The organism is Enterobacter sp. QK-SA4 (assembly GCF_056856775.1).
In genome coordinates this window covers 4,302,580-4,319,429 of the sequence record NZ_JBXFXH010000007.1, presented here as the reverse complement: position 1 = coordinate 4,319,429, position 16,850 = coordinate 4,302,580, and the positions used below count along the sequence as shown (strand labels likewise).

Here is a 16,850-nt window from a genome sequence, read left to right as displayed (position 1 = left end):
CGGGTAAGCGTTAGCGCCACCCGGCAATATTTACTACAGCGCGCTCAAAATACGGTATGCCGCCTCAACGCGTGCCGGGTTCGGATAGCTTTTATTTGCCAGCATCACAATACCGAGCTGCTTTTCAGGAATAAATGCCACGTAGCTGCCAAACCCGCCGGTAGAGCCTGTTTTATGGACCCAGGATGCGTTGACCGGGGGCGCCGGTGGTTTCACTTCTCTCGCAGGCAGCGGTGCCAGTGCCACCTTATTGTCGCTACCTTCAACCACGGTTTTGGCATCGACCGGCCAGTTAAGCATTTCCCAGCCTAACCCCTGATACATGGCCCCCACGCGCCAGTAGCGAGACTGCGCCAGGGTAAGGCCTTTCCTGAGTGAATTATCCTGAAGGGAGTCCGGCTTCATGTTGACCATCACCCAGCTTGCCATATCCTGCACGTTGGTTTTTACGCCATAGGCTTCAGCGTCCAGCATTCCTGGCGAAACGTGTACCGCTTTACCGTCGCGGTATCCCCAGGCGTAATGCGCCTCTTCCGCTTTCGGAACGTTAATCCACGTATGGTCCAGCTTGAGCGGCTTAAAGACCCGCGTCGTTATGGCCTGCTCATAGCTCATGCCGGAAGGTTTGACCGCCAGCGCGCCAAAAAGACCGATGCTGGCATTGGCGTAAAGACGCGTGGTGCCCGGCTTCCACTGCGGCTGCCAGTTTTGATAAAAGCGCAACAGAGAGGCGTTATCCGTGACCTCATCCGGTACCTGTAACGGCAAACCTCCTGCGGTATAGGTTGCCAGATCCAGCATGCGGATCCCCTGCCACTGCTTGCCTGTTAGCTCAGGCCAGTATTTTGTCACCGGATCGCCCAGCGATATTTCACCGCGAACAATGGCATCGCCACCGAGTACGCCGGTGAAGGTTTTACTTATAGAACCCAGTTCGAACAAGGTTTGTGGAGTGACAGGTTTGTTCGCCGCAACATCGGCTTTACCGAAGGTGAAGTAGTGCGGCTGACCCTCATAAATCACCGCCACCGCCATACCCGGAATGGCCTGCGCTTTCATCAGCGGCGTAACGGTCCGTTCCACCACCTCAGCCAGCTGTTTTTCTGACATCGGGATAGCCAATACCGAGCAGGAGGTGCTGAGCAGCAGGGCGCAGCAAAGGGATTTAGTCATCATCATTTATCTTCCGTAATAGCAGTTCAAGGGAGTGTCCGGGCCCGTCAGACCGCTGTAGTCTGTTGGATTTGACTATGGCTGACAAACGGTTAAATTTAGCATTAGCTGTTAATTTTTCTAACGGACGAGACCATGACGCGCAGCTATCTCCCTCTTAATTCCCTGCGGGCGTTTGAAGCAGCCGCCAGGCATCTCAGTTTTACTCATGCCGCTATCGAGCTGAATGTCACCCATTCCGCGATTAGCCAGCACGTCAAGGCGCTGGAACAGCACCTTAATTGCCAGCTGTTTGTCCGCGTTTCGCGAGGGCTGATGCTGACCACCGAAGGCGAGAATTTGCTGCCGGTGCTGAATGACTCGTTCGATCGCATCGCCGGAATGCTGGATCGTTTTGCCAGCCAGCGCGCTAAGGAGAAGCTCAAAATAGGTGTGGTAGGGACTTTTGCCACGGGTGTTTTATTCTCGCTGCTCGCGGACTTTCGCCGCTGCTATCCGCATATTGATCTTCAGCTTTCCACCCATAACAATCGCGTCGATCCAGCGGCCGAAGGGCTTGATTACACTATTCGCTACGGTGGCGGCGCGTGGCATGGAACCGATGCTGAATTCCTTTGCCCTGCGCCGCTGTCTCCGCTCTGTACACCCGAGATTGCCTCAGTTCTCAAAAGCCCGGCAGATATCCTGAAGTTTACCCTGCTGCGCTCCTACCGGCGCGACGAGTGGGCTGCGTGGATGCAGGCAGCGGGCGAACACTCTCCCTCGCCGACGCACCGGGTGATGGTGTTTGATTCGTCCGTGACCATGCTGGAAGCCGCGCAGGCAGGCGTAGGGATTGCCATTGCGCCTGTCGACATGTTTACCCATTTACTCAGCAGCGAGCGCATCGTGCAGCCGTTTGCAACGCAGATTGATCTCGGCAGCTACTGGCTGACAAGGCTACAGTCACGGTCAGAAACGCCCGCAATGCGCGAATTTGCCCAGTGGCTGGTGGGGAAGATGCAGAAATAAAAGGCCCGCCGGATGGCGGGCCAGAAGCGTCAGATGGTGACCACGGCAATCAGCGTCACCACGGTCAGGATGGTCGCCAGACCGTAGAACACCCATTTCCCGCTCGGTACATGAATTTTCAGGTCATGCATCGCATGGTGAATACGGTGCAGGCCACACCACAGCGGCAGGACGATCATCAGGAAGATGAACGCGCGGCCGATAAAGCTGCTCGCGAACGCCAGTACGCGTTCGTAGCTCAGCGCATCGCCCGGGAACAGCCCCAGCGGCAGCATAATGCCGACCAGCAGAATGATGACGGGGGCGATGATGGCACTCCACATGCCGCCTGCGCCAAACAGGCCCCAGAAGACCGGCTCGTCAGAACGTTTTGGATTTGGATTGATCACAGGTGTCTCCTTACCAGAACAATGCGACAAACAGAATGACCACAGTGACCAAAATCGTCACTGCCCAGAGCCCTTTAATCACCGGCTCTGGCCCCATTTTCTCGTCTTTTACGATGATGTTCGCCGCTTTTGGCGCCAGCTCAAACCAGGTTTTGGTGTGAAGCAGCGCGGCCGCGAGCACGATCAGGTTCAGAACAACAACGATCGGGTTTTGCAGGAAACCGACAAAGCTGGCCCAGGCTTCCGGGCCATGCTTGAGGGCAAAAACGCCGTACATCAGCTCAAGGCTGAACCAGACCGCCGGTACCGCCGTGCCTTCACGCAGCATGTAGAAGCGATAAAACGGCAGGTTTTTCCACCAGGTGGACGGCACAGGCCGCACATAGGCTTTGCGTTTAGTCGTCATCATGCACTCCTTAGCGTGGTTTCAGGGTAGCGATAAGAAAGTCTTTCGAGCTTTCCACTTTACCCTGTTGAATTGCGGCGGCCGGGTCGACGTGCTTCGGACAAACTTCGGAGCAATAACCCACAAAGGTACAGCTCCAGACGCCGTTCTGGCTGTTAAGCTGCGCCATACGTTCTTTTTTACCGTGGTCGCGGCTGTCTTCGTTATAGCGGTGCGCCAGGGTAATGGCGGCCGGGCCGATGAACTCCTTGTTCAGGCCAAACTGTGGACAGGCGGCGTAGCACAGGCCGCAGTTGATGCAGCCGGAGAACTGATGGTATTTCGCCATCTGCGCCGGCGTCTGGGTATTCGGCCCCTGATCCGGCGTGCGCGGATTACCGATGATGTACGGCTTAATGGCTTCCAGGCTTTCGATAAAGTGGGTCATATCGACCACCAGATCGCGTTCAATCGGGAAGTTGCCCAGCGCTTCGACCTTAATGCCTTTGGTGTACTCGCGCAGGAAGGTCTTACAGGCCAGCTTCGGCACCTTGTTGACCATCATGCCGCAGGAGCCGCAGATTGCCATGCGGCAGGACCAGCGGTAGCTCAGGTCTGGCGCCAGGTTGTCTTTGATATAGCCGAGCGCATCCAGCAGGGAGGTTTGCTCGTCATAAGGGACTTCATAGAAAGCGCTGTGCGGTGCGGCGTCCACTTCCGGATTGTAGCGCACCACTTCAACTTTCATTTTTTGCATCTCAGCCATTCGCCTTCTCCTTCTTCTCGGCGGCTTCTGCTTCTGCACCGTACACGCGTTTAGCCGGCGGCAGCGTGGTGATTTTCACGTCGCTGTAGTCCAGACGTGTGGTGCCATCTGCATCGCGCCAGGCGAGAGTGTGTTTCAGGAAATTGACGTCGTCACGTTCGGTACAGCCTTCGTCCAGACGCTGGTGGGCCCCACGCGACTCTTTACGCGCCAGCGCAGAGTGCGCCATACATTCCGCGACGTTCAGGCCGTGGCCCAGCTCGATGGTGTAGAGCAGGTCGGTGTTGAATACGCTGGAGGTATCGGTGATGCGCACGTGCTTGAAGCGCTCCTGCAGTTCCGCCAGCTTGTCGACGGTTTTTTGCATTAGCTCTGGCGTACGATAAATACCGCAGCCTTCTTCCATCGACAGGCCCATCTCGTCGCGGATCTTAGACCAGTTCTCGTTACCCTCCTGGTTCACCAGGTCTTTCAGGCGTTTTTCAACGTCGGCGACCTGCGCATCCAGCGCGGCACCGTTGGCTTCGCCTGCTGTAGCCGCCCGCTCCATCGCGCGCTCGCCCGCCATGCGGCCAAAGACGACCAGCTCTGCCAGCGAGTTAGACCCGAGACGGTTGGCGCCGTGCAGACCCACGGAGGAACACTCGCCGACGGCGAACAGGCCTTTAATTCGGGTTTCGCACTGCTGGTCGGTTTCGATCCCGCCCATGGTGTAGTGCGCGGTTGGACGCACCGGAATCGGCTCTTTCACCGGGTCGACGCCGACGTAGGCTTTCGCCAGCTCGCAGATGAACGGCAGACGTTCCAGCAGTTTCTTCTCGCCAAGGTGACGCAGGTCGAGATAGACCACATCGCCGCGCGGCGTGGAGATGGTGTTGCCTTTGCGCCACTCGTGCCAGAAGGCCTGAGAGACTTTGTCGCGCGGGCCGAGTTCCATGTATTTGTTCTTCGGCTCGCCGAGCGGGGTTTCCGGGCCCATGCCGTAATCCTGCAGATAGCGATAGCCGTTTTTATTGACCAGAATACCGCCTTCACCGCGGCAGCCTTCCGTCATCAGAATGCCGGAGCCCGGCAGACCGGTTGGGTGATACTGCACGAACTCCATATCCCGCAGCGGTACGCCGTGGCCGAGCGCCATGCCCATGCCGTCACCGGTGACGATGCCGCCGTTGGTGTTGTAGCGATAAACGCGACCCGCACCGCCCGTCGCCATCACTACGGCGTTGGCGCGGATCTGGACGAGCGTGCCTTCCATCATGTTCATCGCCACCAGGCCACGCGCCTGCCCGTCATCAACCAGAATGTCGAGGACGAAATGTTCATCGAAGCGCTGAATTTGTGGGAACTGGAGGGAGGTCTGGAACAGGGTGTGCAGCATGTGGAAGCCGGTTTTATCGGCGGCGAACCAGGTGCGTTCAATCTTCATACCGCCAAAGCGGCGAACGTTGACGCTGCCGTCCGGACGGCGGCTCCACGGACATCCCCACTGTTCAAGCTGGGTCATTTCCGTGGGACAATGGTGCACAAAGTAGTCAACGACATCCTGTTCGCAAAGCCAGTCGCCCCCTGCAACCGTGTCGTGGAAATGGTATTCAAAGCTGTCATGATCCTGCGCAACGGCGGCGGACCCTCCTTCTGCTGCCACTGTGTGACTACGCATTGGATAGACTTTTGAAATCAATGCGATTTTAGCGTTGGGATTAGCTTGTGCTGCAGCAATCGCAGCACGTAATCCAGCCCCGCCAGCGCCTATTACGGCAAGATCGGCTTGAAAAGTTTGCACGACATTCCTCCAGATTTTTGTTATTTCGCAACGCGACAAACTAAAGGTAGTTCACCCGTCCAAAAGGACGATTGCGAAAGCGTTTCCACTGCTCCTTTATGGGTAAAACAGTATAACCGTGTAGATGTCAGGGAAATTTGACGTGTTCGATTTTTTTGCTGTTCTGTACGGCGATTTATCATGAAGATTGATGAAATACGTCACGAAAAAGTTCACCTAAATGAAATGCGCTTTTTTACTGCGCAAAATTTGTCTCTGCCCCTGCTAACGAGTAGACTTCGTGCCCTTGTCTGAAATCGGAGAACAACTCATGAGCGAAACGGCCACCTGGCAGCCGAGCGCATCCATCCCTAATCTGTTAAAACGCGCTGCAATTATGGCGGAGATCCGCCGTTTCTTTGCCGACCGCGGAGTCCTGGAGGTGGAAACGCCGTGCATGAGTCAGGCAACGGTAACGGATATTCATCTGGTGCCGTTTGAAACCCGTTTTGTTGGCCCCGGCCACTCTCAGGGCATGAATTTGTATCTGATGACCAGCCCGGAATACCACATGAAACGCCTGCTGGCGGCGGGATGTGGTCCGGTGTATCAGCTGTGCCGCAGCTTCCGTAATGAAGAGATGGGGCGTCACCACAACCCGGAATTCACCATGCTGGAGTGGTACCGCCCGCATTATGATATGTACCGCCTGATGAATGAGGTGGACGATCTGCTGCAGCAGGTTCTGGAATGCTCGGAAGCCGAAACGCTCTCCTATCAGCAGGCTTTCCAGCGCCATCTGGAAATCGATCCGCTATCGGCGGACAAAACCCAGCTGCGCGAAGTGGCGGCAAAACTGGATCTCAGCAACGTGGCGGATACCGAAGAGGATCGCGACACGCTGCTGCAGCTGCTGTTCACCTTCGGCGTAGAACCACAGATTGGCAAGGATCGTCCGACCTTTGTCTATCACTTCCCGGCAAGCCAGGCGTCGCTGGCGCAGATCAGTACCGAAGATCATCGTGTCGCAGAGCGTTTTGAGGTCTATTACAAAGGCATCGAGCTGGCAAACGGCTTCCACGAACTGACGGATGCCCGCGAGCAGCAGCAGCGCTTCGAGCAGGATAACCGCAAGCGCGCCGCGCGCGGTCTGCCGCAGCAGCCTATTGATGTGAATTTGCTTGAAGCATTAAAAGCAGGTCTGCCGGATTGCTCCGGCGTGGCGCTGGGTGTTGACCGTCTGGTGATGCTGGCCCTGGGCACAGAGCAGCTTGGCGATGTGATTGCGTTTACCGTAGATCGCGCCTGACGACAGTTAACCCTCTCCCGTTGGAGAGGGTTGCACCGCTTACCTTACAAACTTCCCGCCGGACGCGTACGCGCCGCTGACGTCAGCGTTCTTCCCGTTTTACGCCCGTCCAGGCTTTCCAGGCGCATCTGGAACGGTGGGAACGGCATATCAATACCGTGCTCGCGGAAGCCCGCCAGAATCAGCTGGTGAATCTCATGGCGCAGCGGCATACGGTGTCCCATTTCGGCGGCGTAGATACGCAGCTCGAAAATCTGGATCCCCTGCTGTAGATCCACAAGGAATACTTCCGGCGCCGGGTTGTCGATCACCAGCGAGCAGCGCTCAGCGGCGGTGTAGAGGATCTGGGTGACCTCTTCGCTGTTGGCGTCCGACGGCGCCGGTACCGTCAGCACCACGCGGGTAACGGAGTCTGACAGCGACCAGTTGATGAACTGCTCGGTGATAAACGCCTTGTTTGGCACGATGATCTCTTTCCGATCCCAGTCGCTGATCGTCGTCGCACGGGTATTGATCTTCGTGATGCTGCCGGTCAGATCGCGGATCGTGACGGTATCGCCAATGCGGATCGGTTTTTCGAACAGAATGATCAGGCCAGAGATGAAGTTGGCGAAGATCTCCTGTAAGCCAAAACCTAACCCGACACCGAGTGCCGCCACCAGCCACTGCAGCTTCGACCATTCAATACCGATCATCGAGAAGCCAACCAGCCCGCCAAACAGCATGATCAGATATTTAGTTATGGTCGTAATCGCATATCCCGTCCCCGGGGTTAAATCCAGATGCTGCAGCAGCGCCAGCTCCAGCAGGGCAGGGAAGTTGCGCACCAGCTGCGTGGTGATAATCAACACCAGTATGGCAATCAGCACCGCCCCTAAGGTAATCGGCTCCAGGCTTTCAACGCCCTGCACCGTGGACGTCACGTCCCAGAGAGAGATGTTCTCCAGGAAGCCAAATGCGGAGTGGATCTCGGACCACAGGAAGATGACCGAGAGGAGGGCAATCAGCATCAGTATGGAACGAACCAGGCGCAGGGACTGGGTACTGATGGCATCCAGATCCAGTTCGACCTCGTCCGCTTCGGTTGTGCCTTCCGTACTGTTGACATGGTTTGGCTCTTCCTCTCCCCGCGCACGCTGGGCAAGAATCTCTGCCCGGCGATGCTTGGCACGGTCAAACGCCAGACGCCGCCGCTGGATCAACATCCAGCGGCGGATCACGTGGTACACCACCAGAAGCAGGAACCAGATGGCCACCGAGGTTTCCAGTCGCGCCAGCAGCGCCTTCGAGGTCGCCAGATAACCTACTGCGGCTGCCAGCATCGCAACCAACGGTGCGCTAAGCAGCAGGTTCCAGAGCAGCCGGTTGAACATGTTGTCGCCGCTGCCGGATTTATCCAGATAGAGCGGAATGCCAGCGCGTTTCAGGCTGAGCGTAACGATGGCCAGCGCCCCACAAATCAGCATGAAGCAGAGGCGCCCCAGCGAGCCTGAGAACTCCCGGTCATTGAGATTATCAAACATGATCAGCGCCATAATCAGCGGCACAATCAGCCCGATGCTCATCAGGTAGTAACGCATGGCGCGCGCGACGCGATTACGCGGCCAGCCAAAGTGGGTGATAAACAGGCCATTGGGGCGCGCGAAGGTGGCGCAAATCATGACCACCCACAGCAGCGGCACCGTGGCGGTGACGCCATCGCCAATCGCGACCGCGAGCGGATAGGGCCAGGCTTCCCGCAGGCCATACCCCAGCGTCATCCACAGCACCGGCAGCGGGGAGGCGACAAGAATCGACCAGAATACGGTGCGCAACGTCAGCCAGAAGTGATCCTGGGTGACTTTCCCGACCCTGGAGCTGGAACGCTCCAGGAAGCGGGTGAAATGTCTGCGCGAGTAAATGCTGAAGCCCACCAGAATCAACGCCCCGAGCAGCGGGAAAATGGTCTCTTTGCTGGTAAACATCATCACGCTGGCCTGTCCCAGCTGGCTGACGGTGTCCAGCGAAATCAGGCGGCGCAGGTCCTGGACAATCTCAATCGGCCAAGAGAAGGTCATCGGACGCACGTCGGAGGTCCAGAAGAGATAACGGTGCGTCGCCTCGTTCACCTCTTTCAGCGCATCTTCCAGCTGGCTGTTGGAGACTTTTAGCTTGGTCAGCTCCAGAATCAGCGTATCTCCGCCCTGGAGCAGAGAGTTCAGCAGTTCACGCTGGGTACGCAGCTGGGCTTCCAGAATGCGGTTTTGCTCGCTGGTCAGGGGCTGGCCGTCAGCCTGACGGATCTGGCGGATTTGCGGCTGTTTATTGAGAAGATCTTCAAAGTGCAGTCGCTGAACGCGCAGCTGGGCCATCTCGGTATCCAGCTGCTGCGGCTTCGGCATTTCCGGCAGGCGCGCGACCTGGGCGCGTAACGCTTCGCCCAGCAGGTTTGATGATCCGAGCCACTGGGACTGCTCGCGCAGGGTGTTGAGCGCCTGGCGAACCTGAAGGGTTTGATTGGTCGCCTGACGCTGCTGGGATGCAACCAGATCCATGCGCTGCGCCTGCTGATTCAGCGCGGCAGAAAGCTCGCGGTTGACCCTGAATTGTTCGTTGATACCGGCAGGCAGGTTTTCGCTGTTTTCCGCCAGCAGTTCAGTGCTTTCAAGGGCACGCTCGGCTTCGCGCTGACGCTGGCTGTTAAGCTGATTGCGCAGGGCCTGGAGATACGCATCCAGCTGCTCGCTCTGCTTCTGAGCGAGTTCAGAGCGCATCCGCGACAGTTCCTGGCGGTTATTGGCGGAAAGCTGCGCCAGCTCCAGCTCATCGACAAGGGCCTTCAGGCGAGCCGATTCTGCCTGCAGGCCCAGATTTTGGGCCTGAGCCTGTGGCGTATTGCCGCTTTGCGTACCCACGCGACGCTCAACTTCATTAAGCTGGCGGCGGGCATCGGTTTGCTGTTGCGGAAGCTGGCTGAGGGAGTCGGCGATTTCACGCGCTCGCTCCTGCTCCTGCTGGGCAAGGCGGCTCTTTTCCAGAAGCTGGCTGCTGACCTGCAGGATCTCCTGGTTCAGAGCGTCCGAGGTCATGCCTGCGGGCACGTCGCGCGGTTCGTCACGCAGATTATTGAGCTGCGCGCGCAGCGTCTGCGAGAGTTTGGGGAAGTTGTCGATAACCTGCTGATACTGCTGAGCGCGCTCAAGAGAGCCTTTCCGCTCTTCAAGCGCATTCAGGGCAGACTGGAGCGACTCGACGGTCTCTGGCTGAGCGGGTTTGGCCGCTTTTGCCTGCTCCAGTTCCTGGGTTATCTGTTTGGCGTCGGGGGCTGTCGCTGCGTACGCCCCCATGCTGAGGCACCAGGCCATCAGTAGAACGATAATCGGGCGCACGTCAGCGATCCTTCTGTTGTTAGCCTTCGTCTTTTTTGTCGTCAACCAGCGGGCTGGCGTCGTGCTCGGCGTTAATCTCTTCCTGTGACAGAGGAGCAGGTTCTGCATCCGGCGTCACGAAGGTTTCAGTAGAGACCGCCAGCGGCTGGCCCAGTTTGGTGACCGACAGGCTTTCGAGCTGTTCAGCCAGCTTCACTTTGCCCGGCGCAAACAGGTTGATTACGGTAGAGCCCAGCTTGAAGCGACCCATCTCCTGACCTTTCAGCAGGGCCACCGAGCCTTCCGCTTCACCGGCAGGCCAGGTCCAGCGTTTGATCACGCCTTCGCGCGGTGGGGTGATGGTGCCGGCCCAGACGGTTTCGATGCTGCCTACGATGGTCGCACCGACCAGAATCTGCGCCATAGGGCCAAATTCAGTATCGAACAGACAGATGACGCGCTCGTTACGGGCAAACAGGTTCGGTACGTTCTGCGCGGTCAGGTGGTTTACGGAGAACAGGTCGCCCGGGACGTAAATCATTTCACGCAGGATACCGTTACACGGCATATGCACGCGATGGTAGTCGCGCGGTGACAGATAGGTGGTGGCAAACGTACCGTTACGGAACAGATCCGCCATCAGGTAGTTACCCGCCAGCAGCGCTTCCAGACTGTAGTTATGGCCCTTCGCCTGCAGGATTTTGTCGTCTTCGATGTTACCCAACTGGCTGATCACGCCGTCTGCAGGCATCACCAGGACGTTAGGATCGGTGTTCAGCGGGCGCACTTCGTCACGCAATGGGCGTACGAAGAACTCGTTGAAGGTGCGGTAGCTGGCGGTATCCGGCTTTTGCGCCTCTTTCATATCGACCTTGTAATATTTTACGAAAAGGTCGATGACCAGTTTGGTCAGCCAGCCCGCGCGTTTGCTTGCGCCCCAGCCCGCCAGGCGAGTGAGCCACAGTTTTGGCAGAATGTATTGAAGCGAAAGTTTAAATGCGTTTAACAAGGTAGCCTCCAGGCCATTGTTTTGTCGTTCCTGATCCGGCGTTAAGCCGCCGGAACCTGAAAAAAGGGGACGATTTTAGCGATGCTTAGCTTAGTTGTCAGTTATCAGAATCAGAAAAGTTTTTACGCGTTTTTACGTCTTCCATGCTCTCAAGAATACGGTGGTAATTCTCGAAGCGGGTTTCCGCGATCTCGCCTTTCTCAACCGCTTCACGGATAGCGCAGCCAGGGTCGTTATCGTGTTTACAGTCGCGGTATTTACAAGCGCCTAAATAATCATGGAATTCGACAAATCCGTTAAAGATTTGTTCCGGCTCAAGGTGCCACAAACCGAACTCACGCACGCCCGGGGAGTCGATCACGTCGCCGCCGTGCGGGAAATGATACAGACGCGAGGCGGTGGTGGTGTGCTGGCCCAGGCCAGAGACGTTGGACACATCGTTGGTCAGGATCTCTTGCTGGAGGCCAAGCAGGTTGTTCAGCAGGCTCGATTTACCCACGCCGGACTGGCCCGCAAAGATGCTGATACGGTCGGTCAGCGCCTCTTCCAGCGGTTTAAGGCCATCTTTGGTGTGGCTGGAGACCATCAGCACGCGGTAACCAATCTTGCGGTAGATATCCATCTGCTCATTCACGAAGGCCATGCCGTCGTCATCCAGCAGATCGATTTTGTTCAACACGATAATCGGTTCAACCTGCAGCGTTTCGCAGGCGACGAGGTATCGGTCGATAATGTTGAGAGAAAGCTCAGGTAAAATCGCCGAAACAATGACGATCTGGTTAATGTTGGCGGCAATGGGTTTGACCCCGTCGTAGAAATCGGGGCGGGTTAAAACGGACGTGCGCTCATGAACCGCTTCAACGATACCTTTTACCGTAACGCCTTCCGCCGCCTCTTTACCCGGTCGCCAGACCACGCGATCGCCGGTAACCAGTGAACGGATGGTGCGACGGATATTACAACGGTGGATATCCCCGTCGGCGGATTCGACATCGGCATGCATACCGAAACGGCTGATGACTACGCCTTCTGTCGCTTCACCAAACAGGTTGTCGTCATAATCCGGCTTCTCCGAAGTGGTTTTAAGACGGCGCTGGTGGTTGGCGTTTACGCGGCGCTGCTGCCCTTTGGAGAGTTTATTTTTACTCAATCGCGCTGGCTCCTGGTCGCCCGTAAGGGGCAAAACCTCTATGATACACTCTAATTAATACTAGTTAACCTGCTACTGCCGGTTATGCGAGAAGGGTGGAAAATAACATGAGCGCGGATGAAAACAACCTGATTTGGATCGATCTCGAAATGACCGGGCTGGATCCCGAGCGCGATCGCATCATTGAAATTGCAACGCTGGTGACGGACGCTAACCTGAATATCCTGGCTGAAGGGCCAACGATTGCGGTGCACCAGTCCGACGACCAGCTGGCTTTGATGGATGAATGGAACGTGCGCACCCACACCGGCAGTGGCCTGGTGGAGCGCGTGAAGGCGAGCACGTTCGGCGATCGCGAGGCGGAGCTGGCGACGCTTGAGTTCCTGAAACAGTGGGTTCCGGCAGGCAAATCGCCTATCTGTGGGAATAGCATCGGCCAGGATCGCCGTTTCCTGTTTAAGTACATGCCGGAGCTGGAGTCATATTTCCACTACCGCTATCTGGATGTCAGCACCCTGAAAGAGCTGGCGCGTCGCTGGAAGCCTGAAATCCTCGATGGCTTTAAAAAGCAGGGGAGTCACCAGGCGATGGACGATATTCGTGAGTCCGTGGCGGAGCTTTCCTACTACCGCGAAAACTTTATTAAGCTGTGATTTTGCGATCCGGCGCCTTGCGTGGCCGGGTTTTTGTCGTTAAATTGTTCAGCTTGCCGATTAATTAAGCATTTGAACTTAATTTCGAAAAAATCGCTTTAAGGGGGGTTGCAGCTAAAAGGATTTCTCGTATAATGCGCCTCCCGTAACGACAGAGAATTACACGTTACGACAGCAACAAAAGCAGTGCAGATTTGCGGGAATAGCTCAGTTGGTAGAGCACGACCTTGCCAAGGTCGGGGTCGCGAGTTCGAGTCTCGTTTCCCGCTCCAAAATTTGAAAGTGCTTCCAAAGCACGGACCACCCAAGCGGGAATAGCTCAGTTGGTAGAGCACGACCTTGCCAAGGTCGGGGTCGCGAGTTCGAGTCTCGTTTCCCGCTCCAAAATTTGAAAGTGCTTCTAAAGCACGGACCACCCAAGCGGGAATAGCTCAGTTGGTAGAGCACGACCTTGCCAAGGTCGGGGTCGCGAGTTCGAGTCTCGTTTCCCGCTCCAAATTCTTCTTAATCTCTAAAATATCCACAGCGAAAAGAGTCGTTGGGGACGTTTTCTATTGTCTCTGAAATACTATTGTGAACAGAGTTATCCACAGAAACTACGCTTAACCGTAACAGGGTTAAAGCTTAGCAGGGTGAATAATATCTTTGTAACGTGCTGTATTTAGTAAATAAATTTTCATTTCAAAATGTTATTGAGATCACTTGACCTCTTCTCCAGCCCAGATGGCGCTTGAGTTTGTAATTTTATTCACAGGCTGTGAATAGTTCAGGCATCCCGCGGAAGCCCTTTTTCAATCACCCGCACCAGACGCTGTTTCTTCGGTAGCTGCACCTCGATCGCGCAGGCATTACGCTTCTCTATTTGCTGCGCAACCGCCCATTCTATGTGCTCATCAAGAAGTGGGTGCTCACCTCTACGGCTTTCAAGCGCCCGAATATTGGCTTCATCCCACGGGGCATTACCCAGCGCGACGGCAACATTACGCAGCCAGCGCAGATGACCGATACGGCGAATGGCCGAACCTTCCGTCACTTTCAGGAACCAGGCTTCGGTCCAGGCGAACAGCTCAACGAGCTGAGGCGCATGCAGCGCCTTACGCGGGCTGAAATCCTCTTCGTCCGTGAGCTGCGAATAGCGGTTCCACGGGCAGATCAGCTGGCAGTCGTCGCAGCCGTAGATGCGGTTGCCGATAAGCGGTCGAAATTCCTCTGGAATGGCTCCTTCCAGTTCGATAGTGAGGTAGGAGATGCAGCGGCGCGCATCAACGGTGTAAGGCTCGACGATGGCACCCGTCGGGCAGATGGTCATGCAGGCCACGCAGCGGCCGCAGCCTTCCTCTACCGGGCCGTCTACCGGCAGCGGTAAATCAATCAGCAGTTCACCCAGGAAGAAGAACGATCCGGCGTCGCGGCTAAGGATAAGTGAGTGCTTACCTGTCCAGCCAAGCCCGGCTTTTTCGGCGATCGGGCGCTCAAGAATAGGCGCAGAATCGACAAAGGGTCTAAAATTCAGCGAAACACAGTGCTGCTGAATAGTTTCCCCAAGTTTTTTTAAACGGTTACGCAAGAGCTTATGGTAATCACGCCCCAGGGCGTACCGGCTGACGTAACCCAGAGAGGGATTTTTTAGCGTGCGCGCAAAGGCCGCGTTGGCGGGCAGATAGTTCATGCGCACGCTGATGACGCGTAATGTGCCCGGCAAAAGCTCGTGAGGGCGGGCGCGCATCATGCCATGACGCGCCATCCACTCCATTTCGCCGTGGTATTGTTTGTCCAGCCAGGCCTGCAGTTTTGGCTCGCTGGCGGAAAGGTCGGTATCGGTAATACCCACCTTCTGGAAGCCAAGCTCAGCACCCCACTGTTTTATTTTTTGCGCTAATTCATTGAGATCGAGGGGCTGTGACATGACGGACCATACGGTGAAGAAAAACCCCGCAAGTATACCACATTCCATCTGGCATGCGGATGACCTCCGGCGCGCCGAAAAAGAGGCCGCAGACAGCCTCGGGATTACCCTTTATGAACTGATGCTGCGCGCGGGTGAGGCGGCGTTTAATGTTGCCCGCAGCGCGTACCCTCAGGCCGCCCGCTGGCTGATTCTGTGCGGTCACGGCAATAACGGCGGCGACGGCTACGTCGTCGCCCGTCTCGCGGTTGCGGCAGGTATCCGCGTGACGTTGCTGGCCCTGGAGAGTGATAAACCGCTGCCTGAAGAGGCCAGCGCGGCGCGGGAGGCGTGGCTTAACGCAGGCGGTGTGATTCATGCGCCTGATATCGTCTGGCCGGAAGAGGTGGATCTGATTGTTGACGGTCTGCTGGGTACCGGGCTACGCAGTGCGCCTCGCGAGAACATTGCCGCCCTGATTGAACACGCTAACAGACACTCCGCGCCGGTCGTCGCCCTGGATATTCCCTCAGGCCTGATCGCACAAACCGGCGCGACGCCGGGAGCGGTCATTCAGGCTGCACATACGGTAACCTTCATCGCCCTCAAGCCGGGGCTACTGACCGGTAAAGCACGAGACGTCGTTGGCGTTTTGCACCACCATGCGCTGGGGCTGGAGAGCTGGCTGGCCGGGCAGGAAACGTACCTCGCGCGTTTTGATGCGTCGCAGCTTGCAGCGTGGCTCCCGCCGCGCCGACCAACGTCCCATAAGGGCGATCACGGCAGGCTGGTGATTATTGGCGGCGATCGTGGTACGGCAGGTGCGATTCGCATGACCGGCGAGGCGGCTCTGCGCTGCGGTGCCGGATTAGTGCGAGTACTCACTCGCATTGAGAATATAGCGCCGATCGTTACGGCCCGACCGGAGCTGATGGTCCATGAGCTTACGCCTCAGTCGCTTGAAGAAAGCCTGGAATGGGCGGACGTGGTGGCGATCGGCCCCGGGCTTGGACAGCAGGCATGGGGTAAACAGGCCCTGCAAAAGGTCGAGAATTTTCGTAAACCGATGCTGTGGGATGCCGACGCGCTTAACCTTCTGGCAATAAACCCCGATAAGCGTCACAATCGCATTCTGACGCCACACCCTGGCGAAGCCGCGCGCCTGCTTAACTGCAGCGTGGCAGAAATCGAAAGCGATCGCTTACTTTCTGCTCAGCGTCTGGTAAAACGTTACGGAGGTGTTGCTGTTTTGAAAGGGGCAGGAACCGTTGTCGCCAGTGACGAGACGCAGGGCATTATCGATGCCGGAAATGCGGGCATGGCAAGCGGCGGCATGGGCGATGTGCTTTCCGGCATCATTGGCGCATTGCTTGGACAGAAACTTCCCCTTTATGATGCAGCCTGCGCGGGCTGCGTGGCCCACGGTGTCGCGGCGGATAAACTGGCCGCGCGTTACGGTACACGCGGCATGCTGGCCACCGATCTTTTTTGCACGCTGCGGCGTGTTGTTAACCCGGATGTGATTGACGTAGAAAATGACTAATCGAGCGATTCCTTTACCTGATGAACAAGCCACTTTAGAACTCGGCAAGCGCGTGGCGCAGGCCTGTCAGGGGGCAACCGTCATTTATCTGTATGGTGATTTAGGTGCGGGTAAAACCACCTTCAGCCGGGGTTTTTTGCAGGCGTTAGGGCATAACGGGAATGTGAAAAGCCCAACCTACACGCTGGTTGAACCGTACACCCTTGAAAATCTCATGGTGTACCACTTCGATTTATACCGCCTTGCGGATCCTGAGGAGCTGGAATTTATGGGGATCCGTGATTATTTTGCCAACGACGCCATTTGCCTGGTGGAGTGGCCGCAACAAGGTGCGGGTGTGCTGCCTGACCCGGATGTCGAAATTCACTTAGATTACCAGGCACAAGGGCGTGAGGCACGCATCAGTGCTGTTTCCTCATCAGGCAGTTCCTTACTGGCGCGACTGGCCGGTTAAGCGTAGGGATGACG

14 protein-coding genes and 3 tRNA genes are annotated in these 16,850 nt (G+C 56.7%); 8 read left to right on the top strand and 9 right to left on the bottom strand.

Annotated elements, in window-relative coordinates; genetic code table 11:
* Positions 1-33 precede the first annotated feature (33 nt).
* Positions 34-1,176 carry an ACT family cephalosporin-hydrolyzing class C beta-lactamase gene (gene blaACT / locus AC1VYI_RS22415; protein ID WP_226484466.1) on the bottom strand — a complete coding sequence of 381 codons (1,143 nt, stop codon included), beginning with the start codon at positions 1,174-1,176 and terminating at the stop codon, positions 34-36.
* A gap of 132 nt (positions 1,177-1,308) precedes the next feature.
* Here blaACT and ampR point away from each other — a divergent pair, with 132 nt between their 5' ends.
* On the top strand, positions 1,309-2,184 hold the full coding sequence (gene ampR, locus AC1VYI_RS22410) for a LysR family transcriptional regulator AmpR (protein WP_134866872.1): 876 nt from the start codon (positions 1,309-1,311) through the stop codon (positions 2,182-2,184).
* Between the two features lie 29 nt (positions 2,185-2,213).
* On the opposite strand, the gene frdD is transcribed toward ampR, so the two are convergent.
* Genes frdD through frdA form a run of 4 tightly spaced genes read right to left on the bottom strand, consistent with a single transcriptional unit; the run spans position 2,214 to position 5,507 of the window.
* Entirely contained in the window at positions 2,214-2,573 is a 360-nt protein-coding gene (frdD, locus tag AC1VYI_RS22405) for a fumarate reductase subunit FrdD (RefSeq protein WP_023310122.1), read from the bottom strand.
* A 10-nt stretch (positions 2,574-2,583) separates the two neighbouring features.
* The gene (frdC, locus tag AC1VYI_RS22400; RefSeq protein ID WP_023310123.1) at positions 2,584-2,979 is read right to left on the bottom strand and encodes a fumarate reductase subunit FrdC; all 396 of its coding nucleotides are present in this window, start codon (positions 2,977-2,979) and stop codon (positions 2,584-2,586) included.
* A gap of 10 nt (positions 2,980-2,989) precedes the next feature.
* Positions 2,990-3,724, bottom strand: coding sequence for a succinate dehydrogenase/fumarate reductase iron-sulfur subunit (locus tag AC1VYI_RS22395; RefSeq protein ID WP_023310124.1), 735 nt, complete (start codon positions 3,722-3,724; stop codon positions 2,990-2,992).
* Positions 3,717-5,507 carry a fumarate reductase (quinol) flavoprotein subunit gene (gene frdA / locus AC1VYI_RS22390; protein WP_134866871.1) on the bottom strand — a complete coding sequence of 597 codons (1,791 nt, stop codon included), beginning with the start codon at positions 5,505-5,507 and terminating at the stop codon, positions 3,717-3,719. Before frdA ends, AC1VYI_RS22395 begins: the two co-directional genes overlap by 8 nt.
* A 310-nt stretch (positions 5,508-5,817) precedes the next feature.
* Between frdA and epmA the strand changes: the two genes are divergently transcribed.
* Complete coding sequence (gene epmA / locus AC1VYI_RS22385; protein WP_226483400.1) at positions 5,818-6,795, top strand: elongation factor P--(R)-beta-lysine ligase; 978 nt, start codon at positions 5,818-5,820, stop codon at positions 6,793-6,795.
* 44 nt (positions 6,796-6,839) lie between these two features.
* Here epmA and mscM read toward each other — a convergent pair whose 3' ends face one another.
* From mscM to rsgA, 3 genes are all read right to left on the bottom strand, one after another.
* Positions 6,840-10,163, bottom strand: a complete 3,324-nt coding sequence (mscM, locus tag AC1VYI_RS22380; protein ID WP_023310127.1) for a miniconductance mechanosensitive channel MscM — start codon at positions 10,161-10,163, stop codon at positions 6,840-6,842.
* A 19-nt stretch (positions 10,164-10,182) separates the two neighbouring features.
* Positions 10,183-11,151: an archaetidylserine decarboxylase gene (gene asd / locus AC1VYI_RS22375; protein WP_029739893.1), complete on the bottom strand. Its 969-nt coding sequence runs from the start codon at positions 11,149-11,151 to the stop codon at positions 10,183-10,185.
* Positions 11,152-11,248: 97 nt separating this feature from the next.
* Entirely contained in the window at positions 11,249-12,301 is a 1,053-nt protein-coding gene (gene rsgA / locus AC1VYI_RS22370) for a small ribosomal subunit biogenesis GTPase RsgA (RefSeq protein WP_023334242.1), read from the bottom strand.
* A gap of 107 nt (positions 12,302-12,408) precedes the next feature.
* On the opposite strand from rsgA, the gene orn reads away from it, so the two are divergent.
* The 4 genes from orn to AC1VYI_RS22350 all read left to right on the top strand — a co-directional run bounded on the left by orn (position 12,409) and on the right by AC1VYI_RS22350 (position 13,450).
* Positions 12,409-12,954: an oligoribonuclease gene (orn, locus tag AC1VYI_RS22365; protein WP_134866870.1), complete on the top strand. Its 546-nt coding sequence runs from the start codon at positions 12,409-12,411 to the stop codon at positions 12,952-12,954.
* 196 nt (positions 12,955-13,150) lie between these two features.
* A tRNA-Gly gene (locus AC1VYI_RS22360) sits at positions 13,151-13,226 on the top strand.
* A 36-nt stretch (positions 13,227-13,262) separates the two neighbouring features.
* Positions 13,263-13,338, top strand: a tRNA-Gly gene (locus AC1VYI_RS22355).
* A 36-nt stretch (positions 13,339-13,374) separates the two neighbouring features.
* Positions 13,375-13,450: transfer RNA gene (locus AC1VYI_RS22350), tRNA-Gly, on the top strand.
* Between the two features lie 270 nt (positions 13,451-13,720).
* On the opposite strand, the gene queG is transcribed toward AC1VYI_RS22350, so the two are convergent.
* Positions 13,721-14,860 (bottom strand): tRNA epoxyqueuosine(34) reductase QueG, encoded by a 1,140-nt coding sequence (gene queG / locus AC1VYI_RS22345; RefSeq protein WP_045355631.1) that lies wholly within the window; start codon positions 14,858-14,860, stop codon positions 13,721-13,723.
* On the opposite strand from queG, the gene nnr reads away from it, so the two are divergent.
* On the top strand, positions 14,859-16,382 hold the full coding sequence (gene nnr, locus AC1VYI_RS22340; protein WP_134866869.1) for a bifunctional ADP-dependent NAD(P)H-hydrate dehydratase/NAD(P)H-hydrate epimerase: 1,524 nt from the start codon (positions 14,859-14,861) through the stop codon (positions 16,380-16,382). The two genes, queG and nnr, sit on opposite strands and share 2 nt — an antisense overlap.
* Positions 16,375-16,836: a tRNA (adenosine(37)-N6)-threonylcarbamoyltransferase complex ATPase subunit type 1 TsaE gene (gene tsaE, locus AC1VYI_RS22335; protein ID WP_013095283.1), complete on the top strand. Its 462-nt coding sequence runs from the start codon at positions 16,375-16,377 to the stop codon at positions 16,834-16,836. The genes nnr and tsaE overlap by 8 nt, the downstream gene beginning before the upstream one ends.
* Positions 16,837-16,850: the final 14 nt, after the last annotated feature.

What these genes read in the sequence shown, in the direction of transcription:
- blaACT (WP_226484466.1), bottom strand. Translation starts at nt 1,176, where the DNA reads ATGATGACTAAATCCCTTTGCTGCGCCCTGCTGCTCAGCACCTCCTGC.
- ampR (WP_134866872.1), top strand. Translation starts at nt 1,309, where the DNA reads ATGACGCGCAGCTATCTCCCTCTTAATTCCCTGCGGGCGTTTGAAGCA.
- frdC (WP_023310123.1), bottom strand. Translation starts at nt 2,979, where the DNA reads ATGACGACTAAACGCAAAGCCTATGTGCGGCCTGTGCCGTCCACCTGG.
- AC1VYI_RS22395 (WP_023310124.1), bottom strand. Translation starts at nt 3,724, where the DNA reads ATGGCTGAGATGCAAAAAATGAAAGTTGAAGTGGTGCGCTACAATCCG.
- epmA (WP_226483400.1), top strand. Translation starts at nt 5,818, where the DNA reads ATGAGCGAAACGGCCACCTGGCAGCCGAGCGCATCCATCCCTAATCTG.
- orn (WP_134866870.1), top strand. Translation starts at nt 12,409, where the DNA reads ATGAGCGCGGATGAAAACAACCTGATTTGGATCGATCTCGAAATGACC.
- nnr (WP_134866869.1), top strand. Translation starts at nt 14,859, where the DNA reads ATGACGGACCATACGGTGAAGAAAAACCCCGCAAGTATACCACATTCC.
- queG (WP_045355631.1), bottom strand. Translation starts at nt 14,860, where the DNA reads ATGTCACAGCCCCTCGATCTCAATGAATTAGCGCAAAAAATAAAACAG.
- tsaE (WP_013095283.1), top strand. Translation starts at nt 16,375, where the DNA reads ATGACTAATCGAGCGATTCCTTTACCTGATGAACAAGCCACTTTAGAA.